The following is a 20,967-nucleotide window of genomic DNA, read 5'->3' on the forward strand; positions in this document are numbered from 1 at the left end:
TTATTTGCCCGCTTGCAGGTCTTCAGCCGCCAGCATCTGCCCTTGGGGGATCTCCATCCCCGGGGGCACATAGGCGCCCGTGCCGATGACGGTGATGCCCTCGTTATCCGGCGTACCCTCTTTGAGCGGTACGCCGATCAGGGAGCCGGCCCCCACGGTGGTGTCCGGCGCGACGATGGCGCGATAGATGCGCGCCCCGCGTTCGACCTTGACGCCGGGCATCAGCACCGAATCGATCACCTCGGCGCCCTCGGATATCTGCACCGAGTTAAATAATACGCTGTGGTTGACCCGGCCGCAGACCAGGCAGCCTTCCGTCACCAGCGATTGGGTGACCTCGCCGCCATGACAGATCTGATGGGGCGGCTGCACGGCGTTGCGCGCATAGATGCGCCACATGGGGTCGTTGAGCTCAAAGCGCGGCGGGGAGGCGATCAGGTCCATATGGGCTTCCCACAAGCTGTACACCGTTCCCACATCCTTCCAGTACCCTCTGAAGGGATAGGCGAATAGATTGAGCTGATCCTCCAGCATACTGGGGATGATGTTTTTGCCAAAGTCGTTGCTGGAGAGCAGGTTCTCCTCATCCGCCTCCAGGTATTTGCGCAGCGCGCTCCAGGTGAAAATGTACACGCCCATGGAGGCCTTGTTGCTCTTGGGCTCCGGCGGCTTTTCCTCAAAATCGATCACCCGGTCGTCCTCGTCGGTATTCATGATGCCAAAGCGGCTGGCCTCGTTCCAGGGCACCTCGATCACGGCGATGGTGCAATCCGCCCCCTTGGACTCGTGGAAGTCTAGCAGCATGCTGTAATCCATCTTATAGATATGGTCGCCCGAGAGGATGAGCACGTACTCCGGAGAGAACTGCTCGATAAAGGGGATGTTTTGATAGATGGCGTTGGCCGTGCCCTTATACCACTCGCCCCCCTGCCCCTTCATATAGGGCGGCAGAACGAATACGCCGCCGTCGGTCCGGTCCAGATCCCAGGGCTGGCCGCCGGCGATATAGCTGTTTAGTGCCAGCGGCTGGTACTGGGTCAAAACGCCCACGGTATTGATGTCGCTGTTGGTGCAGTTGGAAAGCGGAAAATCGATAATACGGTATTTTCCGCCAAAATGAACGGCCGGCTTGGCGATATTGCGCGTCAATATCCCCAGACGGCTGCCTTGGCCGCCTGCCAGCAGCATCGCGATACATCTTTTGTGTTTCATGTGGTTCAGCCCCCCTAAGGTCGTTAAAATTATACTTGCGGCGCGCCCCAGCAGGGCGCCTGCCCGCGCTATATTATGGCCCGTCCGTACAGGCTATGACGGATCGGCCTTAATACCGGTTTTATCGTCCTTTTTTTGAGAAGATACCGCGCGCTTTCTACCCTTTGCCGTTGGCTTTTTGCCTATGTTTGCGGCGGGTTTTGCCGGAGAAGCGGCGGGTTCTCTTTCTCCTTTGGCTATATCTAAGTCCGGTGCGGTATTCTTTTTAGCAGCTTTTTTACCGGCGCCGCTGTTTTTCCGGGCTGGCGCGCGCTTGGGCTTAGGTTCCGGGTCGGGCGTATAGCGCAAAATGCTCACGCCCAGCGGCGGCACGCGCAGCTGCAGGGAGTAAGGGCTATCGTTCCACAATACCTCCTGGGTATGGAGCAGGCCGGTATTGGTCACGCCCGAGCCGCCCCAGCCGGGCTGGTCGCTGGAGAAGATCTCCTCTACCGTGCCGGGCTTCGGCAGGTTGATGCGGTAGTCCTCCCAGGCCACGGGGGTAAAGTTGCAGATCACCACCAGCTGCTCTGCGCGGCCCTTGCGCAGAAAGGAGATGATGGAGTGCATCGAATCGTTGGCGCCCAGCCACATAAAGCCCTCCCAGCTGAAGTCCTCCTCCCACAGGGCGGCGTGCTCCACATAAAAGTGGTTGAGGGCGGCCACATAACCCTGCATGTGCCGGTGCATCTCATATTGCAGCAGGTGCCATTCCAGCCCCTCGTAAAAGCGCCATTCGATAAAAGGTGCCAGCTCCGTCCCCATAAACAGCAGTTTTTTCCCCGGATGGGTAAAGGTATAGCCCAAAAGCAGGCGCAAAGAGGCGAACTGCTGCCAATAATCCCCCGGCATCTTGCCCAGCAGGGATTTTTTGCCGTGTACCACCTCGTCGTGATCCAGCGGAAGGATAAAATTTTCCGAAAAGGCGTACATCAGCGAAAAGGTCAGCTTATCATGGTGGTACTTGCGGTACACCGAATCCATGGACATAAAGTTCAGCGTATCGTTCATCCAGCCCATATTCCACTTGTAATCAAACCCCAGCCCCCCGATATAGGGCGGCTTGGTGACCATGGCCCAAGCGGTAGCTTCCTCGGCGATCATGATCGCCGAGGGCTTTTGCGCGTGTACCGTATCGTTTAGTTGGCGCAGGAAGGCGATAGCCTCGATATTCTCCCGCCCGCCATATTGGTTGGGCAACCAGTGGCCGGCTTCGCGCGCATAATCCAGATAGAGCATGGAGGAGACCGCGTCCACCCGCAGGCCGTCTATGTGGAATTCATTCATCCAATAAACGGCGTTGGAGATCAGAAAACTGCGCACCTGTGGGCGGCCGTAGTCAAAAATACAGGTACCCCATTCGGGATGCTCGCCCCGCAGGGGATTGGGATGTTCGTAGATCGGCGTGCCGTCGAACCGGCGCAGGCCCGGGTCGTCTTTGCAAAAGTGAGCGGGCACCCAGTCCAGAATCACGCCAATCCCCGCTTGGTGCAGCTGATCGACCAGATATTTGAAATCTTCGGGCTGCCCGTAACGGGAGTTGACCGAGAAAAAGCCCGTGACCTGGTAGCCCCAGGAATCGTCCAGGGGATACTCCATCACGGGCAGAAATTCCACATGGGTAAAGCCCATCTCCTGCACGTAATCCACCAGCTGCGCGGCGATCTCCCGGTAGGTCATCAAGCTTCCATCCTCATGCTGGCGCCAGGAGGACAGGTGAACCTCATAGATGGACATGGGGGCGCTGCGCTGATGCTGCCCGGCGTGGGCGGCCAGGTAGTCCGCATCCCCCCAGGCGTAACCGCTGGCATCCGCCAGGCAGGAGGCGGTGGCGGGGCGCAGCTGTGCGGCCTGTCCATAAGGATCGGCCTTGTAGATCCATTTGCCTTCCGGCGTTAAAAATGCATATTTATAACACTCGCCCGGCGCAAGATGATCGATCACCGCGGCGAACAGCCCCTCCCCGATAGGCTGCATGGGGTTGGCTTCATAATCCCATACATTAAACTCGCCTACTACGGCCGCCTTTTGGGCATGGGGGGCCCAGACCACAAATTGCCACTGGCTTTTTTCCGCGTCAAGCGGATGCGCGCCCAGGTAGCGATAAGCATCATATAACAAACCCTTTGTAAAAAGTGCTGATTTTTCGGCAAAGACAGGCGATTGAAATTGTATATCCATGTTATAGACCCCCGGATCTTGGCGGGCAGAACCTGTGCGCCAGATTGTTGGATGCCCCCGGTTTGTGCAGGAACATAAGGCGGTTAATACAGGCCGGAGGGCGGATAAACACCATGTTTACCTGTAGTATAGCACATAACGCATGGGTTGGAAATAGATTTAAACAAAGGCGAACGAAGCTTTTCAAGATGCGATTTTATTCGGGAATATAGCGTATAATCGTACAAAAGTATGCGTAAAAATGAATGCTGTAGCGAACTATGTCAAAATTCTGCAAAGAGAGATTGAACGATCATCCGGGGAAAAGAAAAAACGGACGGGAAAATCACGGCGTTACGGGTTATGCTGCCTGTATTACAGAACTGTTGAGGTGAGCTGGCAGTACCCGCCAAGCTGCCCGGACGGAATACGCTTGCTTTTATCGTTTATAAACTTTATAATATTTCGTAGGGCCATGTGGGCCCGTAAGCTGCGATTATAGGCGCGAGCGCTGACTACCCGGGGGACGAGCCTTGCGCAATATAAAAATGTAAATATGGAGGGAAAATCATGAGGTACAAACGCTTAGGAAAGACCGATATGAACGTATCCGTCGTCACCGTGGGTACGTGGGCCATTGGCGGCGCCGGCTGGGGCGATGTGGACCGCAACGAGTCCATCAAGGCGATCCGCGCGATGCTGGATAACGGTGTAAACTTTATCGATACCGCGCCGGTATACGGCCGCGGCTATTCCGAGGAAGTGGTGGGCGATGCGATCAGCGGCTTAAAGCGCGACGATTTCTACATTGCCACCAAGGTGGGCCTGACCTGGCAGGGCGAGGACGATCCCATCGTGCGCAACAACGGCCGGGAGAACATCTTCCGCGAGATCGACCTTTCGCTCAAACGCTTAAAGACGGATTATGTGGACCTGTACATCGTCCACTGGCCGGACTTTAAGACTGACCCCGCCGAGACCATGGGCGCGCTGACCGATCTGGTCAAGGCCGGCAAGATCCGCAATATCGGCGTATCCAACTATGACGAGCAGATGATCCTGGACGCCGAGAAATACGGCGTGGTGGGCGCCATCCAGCCGCCGTACTCCATGGTCAACCGCAGCGCTGAAAAGCTGATGAAATTCTGCAAAGAGCGGGATATCGGCACCATGACCTATGGCTCTTTGGGTGCGGGTATTTTGACCGGCGCCATCCGCGAGCTGCCCAATTGGGACCCGTCGGATACGCGGTTGAATTTCTATGATTACTTTAAGGAGCCCAAGTTCTCCAAGATCCAGCAGCTGCTCAAGGTGATGGATAAGATTGCCGAGGCGCACAACGCGCCGGTAGCGCAGGTCACCGTCAACTGGAGCACGCAAAACCCCATCGTGGATACGGCGCTGATGGGCGTGCGCAATCCCCGCGAGGCGGACGAGAACTGCGCCGCTACCGCCTGGGAACTCTCCGCCGAGGAGATCGATACCTTGAACAAGGCGATCGACCAATATCTGGGCGAAGCATAATCCGGGTAACAGCAAAAATGATAAAGGGCCCCGCATTTTGTGCGGGGCCCTTTGCTATACAAAAAAATTATTGTGCCCGAACGGTTGGACAGTAACGGACAAATGGAATGAACGGGATAGCAATAGCGCTGTGGGACCGGGCAGCGTGCAAAATCTGCAAATTATACCTGGTTTAACCGCCCGATTGGAATATAATAGGAAATAGAGGGGCGGGACAAAAGCCCCAGACGAAGGAGGGTCAATCGATGCGGTGGAACCTGCTTTATCCGGCGGCGGAACAAACGCTGGCCTTTGCGGCCGATGAACTCAAAGATTACCTGGAGCGGATGGCACCGGAGCTTGCGATAGCGCAAAACGGCGCGCAGGGGGAGGGCGTCCCTGTGCATTTGCGGGTGGGGGAGCCAGGAGAACTGGACATGCCCGAGGATGCTGACCCGGCACTGGACGACTGCTACAGCGTGGAGATCGGCCCGGAGGGTGGCCAGCTGGTGGGCAGCAACCCCAGAAGCGTGCTGCTGGCGGTATACGCATACCTTACCCGGCTGGGCTGCCGGTTCTTAAGGCCGGGAAGGCGCTATGAGCATGTCCCTAAAGTGGAGGATGAGGCGCTGGCACAGGCCTTTCAAAAGGCGGCCAGCCTGCGGCACCGGGGCATTTGCATCGAAGGGGCGGACGCCATCGAAAACGTGCTCGATACCATCGACTGGTTACCTAAGGTGGGCTACAATAGTTTTTTTATCCAGTTCCGCATCCCCTATTTCTTTTTGGAGAACTGGTACCGGCATACCGGCAACCCCTGCCTGGAAGCGGGCGAGTTTAATATGGCGCTGGCGCTGCACTATACGGACGAGATGATCGCCGCGATCAAGCGGCGCGGCCTGTTAGAGCACCGCGCGGGGCATGGCTGGACGGGAGAAGCCATCGGTTATCCGGGCCTGGGGTGGCAGCGCAGCGCCCAGCAGCCCCGAGAGGAAGTGCGTCCGCTGCTGGCGCAGGTGGATGGCAAACGCACGTTTTGGAATGGCATTCCGCTCAACACCAATCTGTGTTATTCTAATCCGGCGGTCATCGAGCGGGTGAGCGAGGAGATCGCCTGCTATGCCAGAGACAACCCGGACGTGGATTATCTGCACGTCTGGCTGGCGGATACCTATAACAATATCTGCGAGTGTGAGGCCTGCCAAAAGGAACATCCAACGGATCAATACATCCGCCTGCTCAACGCAGCGGATGAAAAGCTCCGGCGCATGGGGCTGCATACCCGCATTGTGTTTTTGCTTTACCAGGAGCTTTTATGGCCGCCGCAAAAAGAGCGGTTTAACCACCCTGAACGTTTTATCCTGATGTTTGCTCCCATTACGCGCACCTTTAACGCCAGCTATCCGGCGATGGAAGGCCTGCCGCCCATCCCGGAATACCGGCGCAACCGCATCACCCTACCGACCAGCCTGCAGGAAAACCTGGCCTACTATGCCGCCTGGCGTAAGGTTTTTAGCGGGGATAGCTTTGTCTACGATTACCCGCTGACCCGCGCCCACTATGGCGACCTGGGCTATGTGGGCATCTCCCGCATCATCAGCGGGGATATCAAGCAGCTGGCGCCCATGGGGTTTGGAGGTTATATGAGCTGCCAGCAGATCCGCGCGGCCCTGCCCAATGCCCTGCCCAATTACGTGATGGGCCTGACGTTGATGGACACGGACCAGGCGTTTGAACCCCTGGCGCGGGACTACTTTGCCCATGCTTATGGGGAGCAGGGCGAGGCGGTCTACGCTTATCTAAGCGCGCTTTCCGCCCTGAGCGACTGCGATTATCTGATGGGCATCGGCCCGCGGGAAAACGCGCAGGTGCGGGAAAACATGGCGGCCTGCCTGAAAAAGATCGACGCCTTTGCTCCGGTGATCGAACGCAACGTGGCGTGTCAGACGGGGCTGCGGTTGGATTTTTGGCAGCACCTTAGCTACCATGCGGATTACGCACGGGCCCTGGCGCGCACGCTGATGGATCTGGCAGCCGGGGATACCCGGCAGATGGAAACGGACTGGGGAAAATGGCGGGAGCTGATCTGCAAAAACGAGATGGACTATCAGGGCTGCCTGGATGTATACCGGGTCAGCGAGATCACCAGCAAATACACCGGCTTTCCCCGGGTGGAGAGCATTGACCTGTTTTAAGCAGCCATAAGGGAATAAAAAACTCCGGCTCATATAAATGAACCGGAGTTTTTTGGGTTTACCCCTGCAAGGCGTTAATCGGCAGAGGCGGCAGATTTTGCTCGGCGCAGATCTGGTCGCATTGGGCAAAAAACAGGCGCAAAGTGGGGGAGATAAACTTGTTTTTATGATAGACCAGGCTAAAAAAGCGAGTGAGGCGAACATCCTGTAAGGGGAGCTGCACCAAAAGCCCGCTGTCCAGCTCTCCCTGCACCAGACGGCGGGAGATCACGGTCATCCCCTGACCGGCCAGCAGGGCGCTTTTGATGGACTCGGGGCTATGGCAGACCCATTTGGCCTCAATGGAGACGCCGTTTTCGGCCAAAGCCTGCATAAATAACGCCCGCGTGCCGCTGCCGTCCTCCCGGAGGATAAAGGGCTGATCCTGTAAATCGCACAAATGAAGGTGACTGCGCTGGACCAGCGGATGCCCGGGAGGACAGACCAGGATCAGCTCGTCCCGGAAGAGGGGATGCACCTGAAGATCACGGCTTTTGACCTGCCCCTCGACGATGGCCAGGTCCAGCTCGCTTTTCAGCAGCCGGGCCTCGATCTCGCGGGTATTGTCGATATACAACTGGCAGCGTGCTGCGGGATGTTCCCCTTCGAAACGGGATACGATGCCGGACAGCACACAGGCGCCCACCGTCATCGTCGCGCCGATCATCAGCCTGGGCGCCTGGGAGGTTTGCTTGATGTCTGCCTCCATATCGTCAAATTGGGCGACGATGTGGCGCGCGTATCCTAAAAGGCGGGTGCCTGCGGGGGTGATATAGAGCTTTTTGGAGAGCCGCTCAAAAAGCTTACAGCCATAGTGCTGCTCCAGCTCGCCGATCGCCTGGCTGACGGTGGGCTGGGCGAGATACAGATGCTTTGCGGCCAGGCTCATCTTGCCCGCATCGGCCACGGCGATAAAGATGCGAAGGTGGCGAATAGTCATCTTGCTTCTCCTTACTATTGTAAATATCTATCGATCTGATTCAATAATACTATTATCATCTATAGAAGGCAAATGATATAATAGTGAAGAGGCGGCCGTGTGGGGGCCGCCCTAATGAGGAGGAGGGGTTCTAAAATGGAAATTAGCGCAGAACAACGCAAAAAGGTCAAGGGCGAGGGCTTTTTATCCAATAACGACGGCGTGCATTTTTCCGCCCGCATCATTACGGAGAACGGCGTACTGAATGCCAAACAGTTAAGAAACATCAGCGAGGTGGCCGACAAGTACGGCAACGGCGATATCGCCTTTACTGCGCGGCTGACGCTGGAGGTCCCCGGCATTAATTTTGAGGACATCGAGGCTGTGAAGGAATATGTAGCCCGCGAGGGGATGGAGACCGGCGGCACTGGGGCAAAGGTGCGCCCGGTAGTGGCCTGCAAGGGGACGGTGTGCACCTTTGGTCTGATCGATACCCAGGCCCTGGCCAAGGAGATCCACCGCCGCTTTTATAAGGGCTACCGCGCCGTGGCGCTGCCGCACAAGTTTAAGATCGCCGTGGGCGGCTGCCCCAATAACTGCGTCAAGCCCGAACTGAATGACCTGGGCATCGTAGGGCAACGGGTGCCGGTGCTGGATGTGGAGGCCTGCCGGGGATGCGGCAAGTGCAGCATCGTACAGACCTGCCCGGTGGGTGCCGCCAAGGTGACTGAAGGCAAACTGGTGATCGATCCTGCGGTATGCAATAACTGCGGCCGCTGTGCGCAGGTTTGCTACTTTAAGGCGCTGGCGCACCAGGAGGCGGGCTATAAGGTCTATGTGGGCGGCCGCTGGGGCAAGGATATCCGCCACGGCACCGCGCTTAAGACCATCTTTACCAGCAAGGAAGAGGTGCTGGATGTGATCGAAAAGGCCATCCTGCTGTTTAAAGAACAGGGCCGGGCGGGCGAGCGGTTTGCTACGCTGGTGGAACGCCTGGGCATGGAACAGGTGGAGCAGATGCTGCTGGCGGATGACCTGCTGCAGCGCAAAGAGGAGATTTTGGGAGGTTCGGACGCGTGCTGAAAAAAACTGGCGTGATCGCCGCAAGCCTGCTGTTGTGCGCGGCGCTGCTAGGCTCCGCCTGCGCCGGGCCCCAGGCGGCTTTAGAGGCGACGCCAACGCCTCTGGCGACGCAGACCCCGGCCCCAGCGCAGACCTATACCTTTCAGGATGCTTTGGGCCATGAGGTGACCGTGGCGTATGGCCCAGAGCGGGTGGTCGCCCTGATGGGCTCTTATGCCGAGACCTGGCTGTTGGCTGGGGGAAAACTGGTGGGGACCACGGAGGATGCCATCAGCGAGCGCGATCTGGAACTGGATGCGGATACCAAGGTGATCGGCCAGGTCAAAACGCCGGATGTGGAGAAGGTGCTGGAACTGGATCCGGATTTTGTCATCCTCTCTCCGGACATCGAAGGGCACCTGAAGTTGGATGAACTGCTGGGCAAGGCCGGCGTGTCGCATGCCTACTTTAAGGTGGAGGAGTTTGAAGAATACCTGGCCATGCTCAAGATCTGCACGGAGCTGACCGGCCGGGAGGACCTGTATGTGCAAAACGGCACGGCCATCGCCGAGCAGATCGATAATGTCAAGATGCAGGCAGCACTTTCTTCCTACCGACCCAGCGTGCTGTTTGTGCGGGCGCTGAGCACGAAAGCTAAAGCCAAGGCCAAGGATAATTTCGTATGCACCATGCTAGACGAGCTGGGGTGCGACAATATCGCCGCCCGGCACGATTCCCTGTTGGAGGACCTGAGCATGGAGGAGATCATCACAGAGGACCCGGACTTTATCTTTGTGGTGACCATGGGCGAAGAGCAGGCCGCGCTGGATGCGCTCAAAGCGGGTATCCAATCCAACCCGGCGTGGAACAACCTTTCGGCGGTAAAAAACGGAAAGTATATCATTCTGGATAAAGACCTGTTCCACTATAAACCGAACGCCAGATGGGGGGAGAGCTATGAAACCCTTGCAAAATATCTGTACCCCCAGCTCTTCCAATAGGGCGGGACGCAAATTCCTCGTATTGGGGCTGACTGCAGGTGCGCTTTTGATATTAGCGGTACTGAGTTTTTGCCTGGGTTCTTCGGGCCTGAGCCCGGAGCAGCTGTGGCGGGCGCTCATCCAGGGCGATGCGGGGGATAAGGCCTACCAAATACTGATGTATGTGCGCCTGCCCCGCACGCTGGGCGCGGTGCTGGCAGGCGGTGCGCTGGCCGTTTCCGGCGCGCTGCTGCAGGCGGTGCTGGGCAACCCGCTGGCCAGCCCGAACGTGATCGGCGTCAATTCAGGCGCCGGGCTTTTTACCATGGCTGCGGCGGCGTTTTTTCCAGGGGCCATCGCGTTGGGGCCGGTGTTTGCCTTTATAGGGGCGTTGGTGGCGGCGCTGGCGGTATATGCCATCGCCACGCGCACGGGCGCATCCCGGCGCACCATCGTGCTGGCGGGCATGGCGGTATCCAGCTTCCTGGGCGCGTTTACGGACATTATCCTCACCCTGTTCCCGGAAACGCAGATGAACCGCATCGCCTTTATGATCGGCGGATTTTCAGGGCTGAATATGAGCAGCCTGAGCCTGGTGGGGATATTGATCCCCATTGGGATCGCGCTGGCCATTGCTTTGGGGTACGAGCTGAACGTGCTCTCTTTGGGAGAAGAAGTCGCCGGCTCGCTGGGGCTGCGGGCGGGCGTCTACCGTACCGTTTATCTGGCGGTGGGCATCATTATGTCTATTCTGGGCGGCCCGTTCTTTGTCTATCTGCTCTTCCGGCGTAAAGGGGGGATGAGGATATGATCGAGCTTGGCCATATCCATGCGGGATACGAGGGCAGGCCCGTGCTGGAGGACGTTACCCTGCGGGCGGACGGCGGCGTGACCTGCATTATCGGGCCCAACGGCTGCGGAAAATCCACGCTGCTAAAGGTAGCCGCCCGGCTCAAAAAGCCGGAGACGGGCAGCCTGCGCTTAAACGGCAGGCCCTATAGCGATTTTTCGCCCCGGGAATTTGCGCGCCAGCTCTCCTTTTTGCCGCAGATACGGGATACCGCCGCGGCAACGGTTTACCAGATGGTGATGCATGGACGCTTCCCCTATCTAGGCTTTCCCCGCCGCCCCGGCAAGGGGGACCGCCAGATCGCCTGGCAGGCCATGGTAGACACCGGGGTGGAGGCCATGGCGGATAAGCCGCTGGCGGCCCTGTCGGGCGGAGAGCGGCAAAAGGTTTATCTGGCCATGATGCTGGCACAGGATACCCCCGTGGTCTTGCTGGACGAACCGGCCACATATCTGGATATCCGCCATCAGCTGGAGATCTTGAACTTGATGGGGAACATGCGCCAGCGGGGGAAGACCGTGCTGGCGGTGATGCACGACCTGAATCAGGCCCTCGAGATCGCCGACCGGGTCTGCCTGATGGATGCGGGCCGCATTGTGGCGCTGGATGCACCCAAAGCGGTGATCAAGAGCGGCGAGATCGACCGGGTATTCGGCGTGCGCACGCGGCGCATGGCCGATGAAGCGGGCCGGGAGTATTACCGGTTCGTAAAAGAATAGAAAGAGCCTTTGCCGGTGATTTGGCAAAGGCTTTTTAGGATAAAAAGCGACAGGCCGTTTAGGACTTGACGCAAACCAAAAGGGATGCTGCGCGCAGCATCCCTTTCCTTTAAATTTTTTGTTAGCCTTGCCAATCCCTGGCCAGATCCATAAACCGGGTATATTGCCCCTGCCAAAGCAGTTTGACCGTACCGGTGGGGCCGTTACGCTGTTTGGCGATGATCAACTCGGCAATATTGCGGTCCTCCGATTCGGCGTTGTAGTATTCGTCCCGATAAAGGAACATGACCACGTCCGCATCCTGCTCAATGGCGCCGGATTCGCGCAGGTCGCTGAGCATGGGGCGGTGATCCTGCCGGGCCTCAGGCGCGCGGGAGAGCTGGCTCAGCGCGATGACGGGCACCTCCAGCTCACGGGCCATCTGCTTTAAGGAACGGGAAATGGCCGAGATCTCCTGCTGCCGGCTCTCCGCGCCGCTGCCGCTCATGAGCTGCAGATAGTCGATCACCACCAGCGAAAGGCCTTTTTCCAGCTTGAGGCGGCGGCATTTTGAGCGCATTTCCAGTACCGTGATGCCGGGCGTATCGTCGATATAGATGGGCGCCTGCGACAGCGGAGCCATGGCCAGGGTAAGCTTTTGCCAGTCCTCGTCGGTCAGGTCGCCTGTACGCACCTTTTGCAGCTCTACCAGCGCCTCCGCGCACAATAGGCGGTTGACCAGCTGATCGCGCGACATCTCAAGGGAGAATACCGCCACGGTCTCATGATTTTTGACTGCGGCGTTCTGCACGATATTCATGGCGTAACTGGTCTTACCCATGGAGGGGCGCGCGGCGATCAGGATCAGTTCAGCCGGGTGCATGCCGCTGGTCTTGTAATCGATATCCGCAAAACCGGTAGGCACGCCGGTAATGCGGTTTTTGTGCGAGTAGATATCCTCGATCTGGGCCAGGCTCTCCAGCAGTGTGGGCTTGATGTGCACCAGCGCGTTGGCCGTGCGGCCCAGTGATAGGTCAAAGATCTGCTTTTCGGCAAACTCCATCACGCCCTGTGCGGGGCCGCTGGCCTCATAAGCCTGCTGCGAGATATCGCCGGAGGCCTTGATCAGCCGGCGCATCAGCGAATGATCCGCGATGATCTCCACATAGGAGCGGACGTTGGCCGTTGAGGGCACAAAGCGGCTGAGCTCTGTGATGTACTCAAGCCCCCCTACCCCCTCGACAGAGCCGCGGCGATAAAGCTCGTCCACCACCGTTACCAGGTCTACCGGTTGGCCGGCCTCGTAAAGCGCGGCCATGGCGCGGAAGATCTCCTGGTGCTGGGGCCGGTAAAAGTCCTCGTCCTTCAGGCGTTCCAGCGCGATGGCGACCGACTCGGCATCCAGCAGCATACAGCCCAGAACGGACTGTTCAGCTTCCGCGTTATGGGGCGGCAACCTGCCACCGGTTCGCTCCTGCGCCATGGGGTCAGCCTCCTTATGGTTAAGATTACAAGTTCAATTCATCAAGCGCTGCGCGCAGCTTATTGGCCGATGCGTGCAGCAGCAGCATTTCCTCTCCGCTTAAGGCAACGGGCAGCACGCGCTCTACACCGCCTTTGCCCACCACGCAGGGCAAAGACAAAGATACGTCCGGCAGGTCCAGATAGCCCTGCACATGGGTCGAAACGGTGAGCACGGCCTTTTCGTCGCGCAAAATAGCCTCGGCGATCCGTCGCACGGCCAGCGCCACGGCATAATAGGTGGCCCCTTTGCGGGAGATCACGTTGTACGCCGCGTCGCGCACATCCTGGTAGATCTCACTGCGCACCACATCGCTTAAGTGCCGGTCGCACGCGCCGCACTGGTGGCAAAAATCCATCAGGTCCATGCCGGCTACCGAGGTCAGCGTCCAGGCGGCAAACTCGCTATCCCCATGCTCACCTAAGATATAACCGTGGATATTGCGCGGGTCGATGCCGGTATGCTGGCTCAAAAGCAGGCGGTACCGGGAGGTATCCAGCACTGTGCCCGAGCCGATGACCCGCCCGGAGGGCAGATGATCCAGCATGATCGCGCTGATGTGGGTGAGCAGATCCACCGGATTGGCCACGATCAAAAAGACCGCGTCCGGGCACTGCTCTTCCAGGATCGGGATGATCTGGCGGTAGATGGCCATGTTGCGGTTCATCAGATCCAGCCGGGTCTCGCCCTCTTTTTGGTTGACGCCCGCGGCCAAGATGACCAGCGCCGCGCCGGCGCAATCCTCATAATCTCCGCTGCGCACCTGCACCGGCGGCATAAAGGCCGCGCCGTGGGCGATGTCCATGGCTTCCCCTTCGGCCCGGGCCTTGTTGACATCCACTAAAACCAACTCTGAAGCCAGGCCGGAATCCGCCAGGGTAAAGGCGCAGGTGGCGCCCACAAGGCCTGTGCCGACGATGGCGATCTTATCATGCTGTAAAACGCTCATGGCAAATCCTTCTTTCTTGTTGCCGGCCGCTGCGGCCGCCCTTTACCATAGCTTATCCGGGTTGCAGGCGCTTATTCGCCCACCACGTCTACCAGAATGTTAAAGGTGATCTCGGGATAGTAGCGCACCAATACCTGCACGCTGCCCAGCGCGCGGATGGGCTCGGCCAGCTCGACCTTGCGCCGGTCCACCTCCATGCCCAATTGCTGCTGCATAGCCTGCGCGATCTCCTTGGCGGTGATGGAACCAAACAGGCGTCCATCCTTGCCGACGCGGGCGGCGATCTTCACGCGCTTGCCCTCCATCTTTTGGGCCAGCGCCTGCGCATCCTGCTTTTCCTGCTGCTTGCGGTGGGCCTGCGCATCCTGCTTTAAGCGGATGCTGTTGAGCTGGGCCGCGGTGGCTTCTACCGCCAGCTTGCGCGGGAAAAGAAAATTGCGGGCGTACCCTTCGGAAACCTCGGCCACCTCGTTCTTTTTACCGGTGCCCTTCACGTCCGCTAATAAAATAACCTTCATTTTTATGACCTCCCCAAACCGTTATCAAAACGGAAATTTGCTTAGAACCATAGCCATTATACCACGCTTAATGCAAGCTGACCATCGCCGGGCTTGCGTTTGGCATGGTGAATATTATACTAACGCATAACCCGATTTACAAGCTGTTTAGCGGCCCGTGCCCGCCGCCGCCGCTTTTGCGGCGCAGCTCCATGATCTCACGGATGCGAAAGAGCAGGTCCGCCATGCCCAGCATCATCACCAGCGGCGAGGCAAAGATCAGCGCCAGGACCATGATGATAAAGCGTACAGCCTTTGGCACCTTGCCGGAATAATTAAAATAGTAGCTGAGCAGAGCCAGCCCCTGCGCGCCGAAGCAGATGGTCATCAGCGCGGAGGATACCATCTGGCCGATGCTGAAGATCGCCCCGCCCAGGCAGGAACCCACAAAGGTGAGCGCCGTAAGCCCCAGCAGGCTAAAGCCCAGCCAGCGGGGCATGCGCCAGTAGCGTAGCGGAGGCAGCTTCGGGATGGGCGCGGCCCCCCAGCCCAGCGCCCGGCTCAGCAGGGAGAGGCGCGCTTTGGCGCCGGCGCGGCGCAGCGCCCAACTGGGTAGGGCGTATAGCAGCAGCCCGCCTAAGGCGCTGGCGCCGATCAGCGCAGTGGGCGCCATCAGCCCCAGAGAATTTTGGAACAGCAGAATAAACTGCTCCATCTGGCCTTCAAACGTGGCGGCATCCAGCGGCTGGCCGGCCGCCGACAGCATCTCGTTCACCTGGGCGATGAGCAGCTGGCCGCTGCCCTCGATATTGGCCAGCACCATCTGGCGCACCACATCGGCTACCGTAGCAAAGATATCCTTGCCCGTCAGCACCGGGGTGAGCAGGATGGCGGCCATTAACCCCACCAAAACGCCGCCGCAGATGAACAGCAAACTGTCCACAGGGCCTTTGCGCCTGCCGATCATCTCGCCTGCCACCACCACGGGTAGCGCTACGGCGATCAGCGCCAGCGCGCCGGCCGGCGCGAAATCCAGGAGGGATACGGCCAGGGCGTAGATGACCAACGCCCCCAGGGCGGCGTACTGTTCACCGCGGGCGTAGAGATAGCTCAGCAGCGCCATGGGCAGTAGGATCAGCGGCGTAGCCCCGGAAAAATAAAGGGCTGCCGCGCAGAGCAACATCAGCAATATAAGGGTGAAAAAACGCTTTGCGCTGAATTTTTGCAACGAAAAAGGCCTCCTTTACCGATACCTTTGCAATAAAACATAGTTAGAGTTTATTCTATCTTTAATATAAAGCGATGTCAACACGCCAACTATCTTGATCGTTTGCATTGAACGGCTGCCAGTGCTAAACTACTGCTTAGAAGTTTTTAGTAAAGGGATGGGAAAAGAGAACATGTTCCATCATATCGCGCCGCATCGGTTTTCAAACGCATTTGCCCCGGCCTTGGCCCGGGCGCAGGATTTTATTTTACACTACAGCGCCAAGGGCGAGATTTTGCTGCTGGCCCGGGAGGGAGATTATGCGCTGCCACGGCTTTGCGACGTGGCGCCTGAAACGCTGGGGCAGCTACAATATCTTTTTGAGATGGATGGGCAGGGCTGTTACCTATCGGCGGGGGAAACGGCGCTGCGCGTGCCGGGGGGCGGATATTACCCGGTGAACCTGCTGCGCTCCAACCTCAACCGGGATACGGCCTATGCGGGCGTTGTGGGCGCGCAGCTGAGCCGCTGGTATGGGGACAACCGGTTTTGCGGGCGCTGCGGCGCGGCCATGGCGCCCAGCCAGGGCGAGAGGGCGCTGATCTGCACCGGCTGCGGCAAAACGGTGTACCCTAAAATCTCGCCGGCCGTGATCACTGCGATCATCGATGGGGACAGGATTTTGCTGGCGCGCGGGGCGCACTACGGGGCTAAGTTCTTCTCGCTGATCGCCGGGTACGTGGAGATCGGCGAGACGCTGGAGCAGGCCGTGGCCCGGGAAACGATGGAGGAGGTGGGCGTGCGGGTCAAAAATATCCGCTATTACGCCAACCAGCCCTGGCCGTTTTCCGATTCGCAGATGATCGGCTTTTTTGCCCAGCTGGACGGGGACTCCACCTTGCATATCGACCCGGCGGAGATCGCCGAGGCCGCCTGGTTCGAGCGGGAAACGCTGCCGGATCATCCCTACAGCATCTCCATCGCCGGAGAGATGATGGAGGCCTATAAGCGCGGCAAAGTTTATTACCGGGGAGGGGATCTGATTGTCGATTGAAGCGGCGCGCGAGCATTTGAAAAAATGGGGCAGGGATCAGGACATCATTGAATTTGACGCATCCAGCGCCACGGTGCCGCTGGCAGCACTGGCGGTGGGCTGTGTGCCGGGGCGCATCGCCAAGACGCTTTCATTCCAGGCGGAGGAGGGCTGCCTTTTGATCGTGGCCGCGGGGGATGCCAAGATCGACAATGCCAAGTATAAGGCGCGGTTTGGGCGCAAGGCCAAAATGCTGACCCCGGAACAGGCGCTGGAGCAGACCGGACACGCCGTAGGCGGGGTATGCCCCTTTGGTGTGGGCGCGCAGGTACAGGTATTTTTGGACATATCCCTCAAGCGCTTTGAAACGGTCTACCCGGCCTGCGGTTCGGGGAACAGCGCCATCTGCCTGACTTTGCCGGAGCTTGAGACCTACTCGGGCAGCCGGGGATGGATTGATGTATGCAAGGGTTGGCAGGAAATAGGCTGATATAGCGATAAAAAAAGAGCCCGTAGAGGCTCTTTTTTACTGCGCCCTTCCCTTTCCTCGGCGGGGCGCAGCCAGCGGTGCCAGCGCATCCCTTAGGATCGCTCGTTGGATCACTTCTACCGTCATTTGACTTTTGGATCGCCAGGGGCAAAGCTATTTAGAAAAGTTAATACGAGAAAAGCCGGGCCTTTTCGGCCCGGCTTTTTGATCATTCCTGCTTAGTCGATGCTTTCTTCCTCATCCTCGGCGGCCTCTTCCAAACGCTTCTGGGCGATGGCGGCTACCGTGTCAAACAGCTCGTCGGGCACCGGCATGAACTCCTCGGTCTCCTCGCCGGTCACCACTTTCATGATGTACACGTCGCGCTCGCCGCAGCCGTCTTCACAGCCGCAAGCTTCGCCTTCGGCATGTTCATGCTCGCAGTCGCAGCCCTCGCTCAGGTCGATCAGTACGGCGTACTCCTGGCCGTCGTGGAAAAAGTAATCGATAACGTCCAGCTCAAACTCGTTGCCATCATCGTCGGTAAAGACGACGAAATCGCGCTCCTCGTTCTCCAGCTCGTTATTGACGGGATTATTCGTATTTTCCATATTTGTGCACCACCTTTTATACTTTTTAGGTTGCTCCGGCTCATTTTACCCTATTTAGAAGGGCTTTGCAAGTGGATAGGTACGCGACTTTTGAGGAAATGCGGCAGCTATGGGGCGCAAGCGAGGCATAGGGATGCACGCATGCAGGAATTATTGATATTTTGAACAAAAAAGTTGGGCACCGCTTGTTGATTTTGCGCTGTGAGAGTACAATAAACAAAAACGTTGTAAAATGCCAATATTTAAGCGATTTGTGTTTAAGGGAATATCCCTTGCATGGACTGGTTGCGCGTGAAGTTCCGCGCTGACCAAATGATTGGCCGCTTAACGGCCGCAGATTAGGAAAGAAGGTAGATGAAAATGAAATTTGGCATCTGTACGCCATCTAAGAATTATGAGGCGGCGGCTAAAATCGGCTATGATTTTATCGAGCTGCCGGGCACGGAGCTTGCGCTGATGTCCGCCGGGGAGTTTGCAGCCCTGCGCGCACGCGTTCAGGAGACAGGATTGCCGGTAATCAGCCTCAACGCGATCTTTACCCCGGAGCAGAAGATCCTGGGGCCGCAGCCTACGCCCTGGGCGGAGCTGTGCGCGTTTTTCGGCACGATGGTACGCCGCGCCGGGCTGCTGGGCGTCAGACAATTTGGCATCGGCGGCGGCTTTGCGCGGGATATCCCCGAGGGGTTTGACCGGGCAGCGGCCGCGGCGCAGTATATCGCCTTTGTGCGGCTGCTCTCGGATATGGCGCAAAAGGCCGGCATTGGGGTGAGCATCGAATACCTGCGTGCTGCCGAGACCAATTTCATCACCGATTTTGACCAGGCTAAAGCCATGCACGATGCGGTGGACCGCGCCAACGTGGGCCTGCTGGTAGACGCCTACCATAGCGCGTTTGACGTGGCGCCGGGCAATGTGCTGCGCGCTGGCGCGCGGCTGTGGCACTGCCATGTGGCCTGCCCGGAGGGGCGCTATTGGCCCCGGCGGGAGGATGGGACGGATTACGCCCCCTTCCTTAGGGCGATCGAGCAAAACGGCCGGCCGGGCCGGGTCAGCATTGAGGGTAACGCGCCGGGCGAATTTGAGCCCGCGGCCGCGGAGGCGCTGGCTGTTTTAAAGGCGGCGGCGCGGCAGTAGTCATAGACGAATAGAAAACCACCCCGTGACCACGTGCACGGGGTGGTTTTTATTTAAACTGAACTAAGCGCCGCCCTTTTGAGATACCGCGCAGATGGTATAAGAGGCAAAGCGCCAATCCGCCTGGGAATTCTGTAACCTGCTATCGCAATAGGCACAGCGCGCTTGCCCCGGCCCGGCCACCGGCGCGCCGCAATGGGGGCAACGCCGTAGATTTTGGCTGGCGCGGGCAGCCGTGCGCGCCATTTTAGAGCGGATCAGCGTCCATTCATAAGTGGTGTATAGCTGCCGGGTGCGGCTACCGGCCACCACGGTGTCCCCCGTCCCCTGGGTGATATAGTCGATTGCGCGCACCTGCATCCGCACGGTCAAAATATCGTATGTCGCGTCCTGCTTGTAATCTGTGATCTCATTTGTCAGGAGGGCCGTCTGCTCGATGTGATGGGTACGATGGCGGCGGGTATCCTGCGCAATCTCCTGGCTGAAGTGTTTAAACAGCGCCTCAGTGGTCAAAGCCCGAAGGGTAGACAGGTCCTTATCCTGCCGGGCGCGCTGTATTTGAAGGAATCTTTGTCCTGCCTGCAGCAAGAAGTCCTGCTTGGAAAACCCTGGGTCGGCCTTGCGCAGCGGCTGTATCAGCGCATCGGACAGGTGATGGGAGGGCGGCAAAGGCGCCAGGTAGTTTTCCTTTTTATACCGCTTGTACCATCCGAGAAAACGGAACACATAGTATCCGGCAAACAAGGCGATGAGGATCCACAAGATGGCTAGTGAAGCGCTGGCGTCCTCTTGCCGCACGGCCCGCGTGAGTTGTGAGAGACCGCCGCTGATGGCGTCAATGGCAGCTCCGCTAAGACCGTCACCGGATGAACCGCTGCTAGAGTCAAAGGAAAAATCGCCTTCTCCATGGAAATTGCCTGCATCAGCTAACCCGAATGCGGGTAATATGGAGAGCAGCGCCAGGGTAAGTATCCCGATGGCGAGCAGGCGGCGCAAAGTCGGTTTTTTCATCTTAATAACCTGTATTCCTTAAAAAATAGCGGTTGGAAAGCGACGTGATTAAGGCGTGCGAAGGATCTTGTACACCGTCCATTCTATTTCTGACGATAGAGTGGCGCCGCAATAGCCGCAATGCCCTGGCTGCTCCGGGGTAAGCGGCGCGCCGCAATGGGGGCATTCCTGCGCTTGTATTTGAGGACCCTTGATGGTTTGAAGGCGGCAGGGGCGGCCGAGCGTCCACTGATAGTCCACACGCGGGACGCGCTGCGCTTCCAAATAGGCCATGCCCTCAGGCGCAGGGGCATAGGTCGGCGCAACGGACAGGCGTAGGATGAAGTTATCGCGCCCCGCCTGGCGGAAATAACCGGTAACGCAGCAGGATAGGAGCGTGATCTGGGTCACGGACAAGACAGACGGACCGGCCCAGTATGCGGACAGCTCCCTTTCGAGCTGGGCATAGCAGGCGTCATCCACCAGAGGGCGGATGGCGGTGAGATCCCGCGCCCCGAAGGCCTGCGCCAGCAGCGCAAAGATCCGCGCAGCCTGCCCCAGCAGCTCTTCCTGTGTAAAATCGGGATTTTTCTTGCAAAAGCGCGCGAAAGGCGACGGTGTTTCTTTTTCGGGCAGATGCTCGCGCGCTTTCCTGGCCTGCAGATGGCGGCTATAAAGCCTGCCCAGCCACAGGATCAGGCCGATTATAGCCAAAAGCAAAAGCAGATAACCCGCTGCGGAAACGGGGGAGCCGGCGTGGGCGGCAGCAGCGTCCGCACTGGCCGCGAGCGCCCGTGGCGCAGGGGCCAGAACGCATGCGCCCCCTAAAAGCCCCATAAACGCCCGCCCCAGGCCGGGATGTATTTTGCGCTGCCACCTTTCCAAAGTCTGGCCCCCC

Annotated in this window: 19 protein-coding genes; 9 read left to right on the plus strand and 10 right to left on the minus strand. The window is 58.4% G+C overall.

Going from position 1 to position 20,967, the window contains the following annotated elements:
• Together H8699_RS08240 and glgB are read right to left on the minus strand one after the other, a co-directional pair.
• Window positions 1-1,212, minus strand: coding sequence for a glucose-1-phosphate adenylyltransferase (locus tag H8699_RS08240; protein ID WP_249285261.1), 1,212 nt, complete (start codon window positions 1,210-1,212; stop codon window positions 1-3).
• 93 nt (window positions 1,213-1,305) lie between these two features.
• On the minus strand, window positions 1,306-3,432 hold the full coding sequence (gene glgB / locus H8699_RS08245; RefSeq protein ID WP_249285262.1) for a 1,4-alpha-glucan branching protein GlgB: 2,127 nt from the start codon (window positions 3,430-3,432) through the stop codon (window positions 1,306-1,308).
• 549 nt (window positions 3,433-3,981) lie between these two features.
• Here glgB and H8699_RS08250 point away from each other — a divergent pair.
• Complete coding sequence (locus H8699_RS08250) at window positions 3,982-4,935, plus strand: aldo/keto reductase (protein ID WP_249285263.1); 954 nt, start codon at window positions 3,982-3,984, stop codon at window positions 4,933-4,935.
• A 245-nt stretch (window positions 4,936-5,180) separates the two neighbouring features.
• Window positions 5,181-7,109 (plus strand): DUF4838 domain-containing protein, encoded by a 1,929-nt coding sequence (locus H8699_RS08255; RefSeq protein ID WP_249285264.1) that lies wholly within the window; start codon window positions 5,181-5,183, stop codon window positions 7,107-7,109.
• 58 nt (window positions 7,110-7,167) lie between these two features.
• Here H8699_RS08255 and H8699_RS08260 read toward each other — a convergent pair whose 3' ends face one another.
• On the minus strand, window positions 7,168-8,088 hold the full coding sequence (locus tag H8699_RS08260; RefSeq protein WP_249285265.1) for a LysR family transcriptional regulator: 921 nt from the start codon (window positions 8,086-8,088) through the stop codon (window positions 7,168-7,170).
• Between the two features lie 135 nt (window positions 8,089-8,223).
• Between H8699_RS08260 and H8699_RS08265 the strand changes: the two genes are divergently transcribed.
• From H8699_RS08265 to H8699_RS08280, 4 genes are read left to right on the plus strand one after another with little or no spacing between them, the layout of a single operon-like run.
• Window positions 8,224-9,150, plus strand: coding sequence for a 4Fe-4S binding protein (locus H8699_RS08265; protein WP_249285266.1), 927 nt, complete (start codon window positions 8,224-8,226; stop codon window positions 9,148-9,150).
• Window positions 9,144-10,130, plus strand: a complete 987-nt coding sequence (locus H8699_RS08270; RefSeq protein WP_249285267.1) for an ABC transporter substrate-binding protein — start codon at window positions 9,144-9,146, stop codon at window positions 10,128-10,130. Before H8699_RS08265 ends, H8699_RS08270 begins: the two co-directional genes overlap by 7 nt.
• Entirely contained in the window at window positions 10,087-10,920 is an 834-nt protein-coding gene (locus tag H8699_RS08275) for a FecCD family ABC transporter permease (RefSeq protein ID WP_249285268.1), read from the plus strand. Before H8699_RS08270 ends, H8699_RS08275 begins: the two co-directional genes overlap by 44 nt.
• A complete protein-coding gene (locus tag H8699_RS08280) occupies window positions 10,917-11,678 on the plus strand; it encodes an ABC transporter ATP-binding protein (protein ID WP_249285269.1) in 762 nt (253 codons plus the stop codon). Before H8699_RS08275 ends, H8699_RS08280 begins: the two co-directional genes overlap by 4 nt.
• Window positions 11,679-11,799: 121 nt before the next feature.
• On the opposite strand, the gene dnaB is transcribed toward H8699_RS08280, so the two are convergent.
• The 4 genes from dnaB to H8699_RS08300 all read right to left on the minus strand — a co-directional run bounded on the left by dnaB (window position 11,800) and on the right by H8699_RS08300 (window position 15,853).
• Window positions 11,800-13,140, minus strand: a complete 1,341-nt coding sequence (gene dnaB, locus H8699_RS08285) for a replicative DNA helicase (protein WP_147517317.1) — start codon at window positions 13,138-13,140, stop codon at window positions 11,800-11,802.
• Between the two features lie 25 nt (window positions 13,141-13,165).
• Entirely contained in the window at window positions 13,166-14,128 is a 963-nt protein-coding gene (locus tag H8699_RS08290) for an L-lactate dehydrogenase (RefSeq protein ID WP_249285270.1), read from the minus strand.
• 71 nt (window positions 14,129-14,199) lie between these two features.
• A complete protein-coding gene (rplI, locus tag H8699_RS08295; RefSeq protein ID WP_138294624.1) occupies window positions 14,200-14,646 on the minus strand; it encodes a 50S ribosomal protein L9 in 447 nt (148 codons plus the stop codon).
• 136 nt (window positions 14,647-14,782) lie between these two features.
• Window positions 14,783-15,853, minus strand: coding sequence for a DUF2232 domain-containing protein (locus H8699_RS08300; protein WP_249285271.1), 1,071 nt, complete (start codon window positions 15,851-15,853; stop codon window positions 14,783-14,785).
• Window positions 15,854-16,025: 172 nt separating this feature from the next.
• Between H8699_RS08300 and nudC the strand changes: the two genes are divergently transcribed.
• Complete coding sequence (gene nudC / locus H8699_RS08305; RefSeq protein ID WP_249285272.1) at window positions 16,026-16,886, plus strand: NAD(+) diphosphatase; 861 nt, start codon at window positions 16,026-16,028, stop codon at window positions 16,884-16,886.
• Window positions 16,876-17,355: a YbaK/EbsC family protein gene (locus H8699_RS08310; protein ID WP_249285273.1), complete on the plus strand. Its 480-nt coding sequence runs from the start codon at window positions 16,876-16,878 to the stop codon at window positions 17,353-17,355. Before nudC ends, H8699_RS08310 begins: the two co-directional genes overlap by 11 nt.
• A gap of 218 nt (window positions 17,356-17,573) precedes the next feature.
• Here the strand turns inward: H8699_RS08310 and H8699_RS08315 are convergent, their stop codons facing one another.
• Window positions 17,574-17,945: a DUF1292 domain-containing protein gene (locus H8699_RS08315; RefSeq protein WP_147517311.1), complete on the minus strand. Its 372-nt coding sequence runs from the start codon at window positions 17,943-17,945 to the stop codon at window positions 17,574-17,576.
• 354 nt (window positions 17,946-18,299) lie between these two features.
• Here H8699_RS08315 and H8699_RS08320 point away from each other — a divergent pair, with 354 nt between their 5' ends.
• Window positions 18,300-19,079, plus strand: coding sequence for a sugar phosphate isomerase/epimerase family protein (locus tag H8699_RS08320; RefSeq protein ID WP_249285274.1), 780 nt, complete (start codon window positions 18,300-18,302; stop codon window positions 19,077-19,079).
• Window positions 19,080-19,142: 63 nt separating this feature from the next.
• Here the strand turns inward: H8699_RS08320 and H8699_RS08325 are convergent, their stop codons facing one another.
• Together H8699_RS08325 and H8699_RS08330 are read right to left on the minus strand one after the other, a co-directional pair.
• Window positions 19,143-20,090 (minus strand): Tim44 domain-containing protein, encoded by a 948-nt coding sequence (locus H8699_RS08325; RefSeq protein WP_249285275.1) that lies wholly within the window; start codon window positions 20,088-20,090, stop codon window positions 19,143-19,145.
• 48 nt (window positions 20,091-20,138) lie between these two features.
• A complete protein-coding gene (locus H8699_RS08330; RefSeq protein ID WP_249285276.1) occupies window positions 20,139-20,954 on the minus strand; it encodes a TIM44-like domain-containing protein in 816 nt (271 codons plus the stop codon).
• Between the last annotated feature and the right edge of the window lie 13 nt (window positions 20,955-20,967).

This window comes from Luoshenia tenuis (assembly GCF_014384745.1).
Classification (GTDB): Bacteria; Bacillota; Clostridia; order Christensenellales.

Excerpts from the sequence above, each read along its gene's own strand:
- H8699_RS08275 (WP_249285268.1), top strand. The coding sequence starts at position 10,087 with ATGAAACCCTTGCAAAATATCTGTACCCCCAGCTCTTCCAATAGGGCG.
- rplI (WP_138294624.1), bottom strand. The coding sequence starts at position 14,646 with ATGAAGGTTATTTTATTAGCGGACGTGAAGGGCACCGGTAAAAAGAAC.
- H8699_RS08265 (WP_249285266.1), top strand. The coding sequence starts at position 8,224 with ATGGAAATTAGCGCAGAACAACGCAAAAAGGTCAAGGGCGAGGGCTTT.
- H8699_RS08260 (WP_249285265.1), bottom strand. The coding sequence starts at position 8,088 with ATGACTATTCGCCACCTTCGCATCTTTATCGCCGTGGCCGATGCGGGC.
- H8699_RS08290 (WP_249285270.1), bottom strand. The coding sequence starts at position 14,128 with ATGAGCGTTTTACAGCATGATAAGATCGCCATCGTCGGCACAGGCCTT.
- H8699_RS08255 (WP_249285264.1), top strand. The coding sequence starts at position 5,181 with ATGCGGTGGAACCTGCTTTATCCGGCGGCGGAACAAACGCTGGCCTTT.
- H8699_RS08325 (WP_249285275.1), bottom strand. The coding sequence starts at position 20,090 with ATGAAAAAACCGACTTTGCGCCGCCTGCTCGCCATCGGGATACTTACC.
- H8699_RS08250 (WP_249285263.1), top strand. The coding sequence starts at position 3,982 with ATGAGGTACAAACGCTTAGGAAAGACCGATATGAACGTATCCGTCGTC.
- nudC (WP_249285272.1), top strand. The coding sequence starts at position 16,026 with ATGTTCCATCATATCGCGCCGCATCGGTTTTCAAACGCATTTGCCCCG.
- H8699_RS08320 (WP_249285274.1), top strand. The coding sequence starts at position 18,300 with ATGAAAATGAAATTTGGCATCTGTACGCCATCTAAGAATTATGAGGCG.
- H8699_RS08280 (WP_249285269.1), top strand. The coding sequence starts at position 10,917 with ATGATCGAGCTTGGCCATATCCATGCGGGATACGAGGGCAGGCCCGTG.
- glgB (WP_249285262.1), bottom strand. The coding sequence starts at position 3,432 with ATGGATATACAATTTCAATCGCCTGTCTTTGCCGAAAAATCAGCACTT.
- H8699_RS08315 (WP_147517311.1), bottom strand. The coding sequence starts at position 17,945 with ATGGAAAATACGAATAATCCCGTCAATAACGAGCTGGAGAACGAGGAG.
- dnaB (WP_147517317.1), bottom strand. The coding sequence starts at position 13,140 with ATGGCGCAGGAGCGAACCGGTGGCAGGTTGCCGCCCCATAACGCGGAA.
- H8699_RS08240 (WP_249285261.1), bottom strand. The coding sequence starts at position 1,212 with ATGAAACACAAAAGATGTATCGCGATGCTGCTGGCAGGCGGCCAAGGC.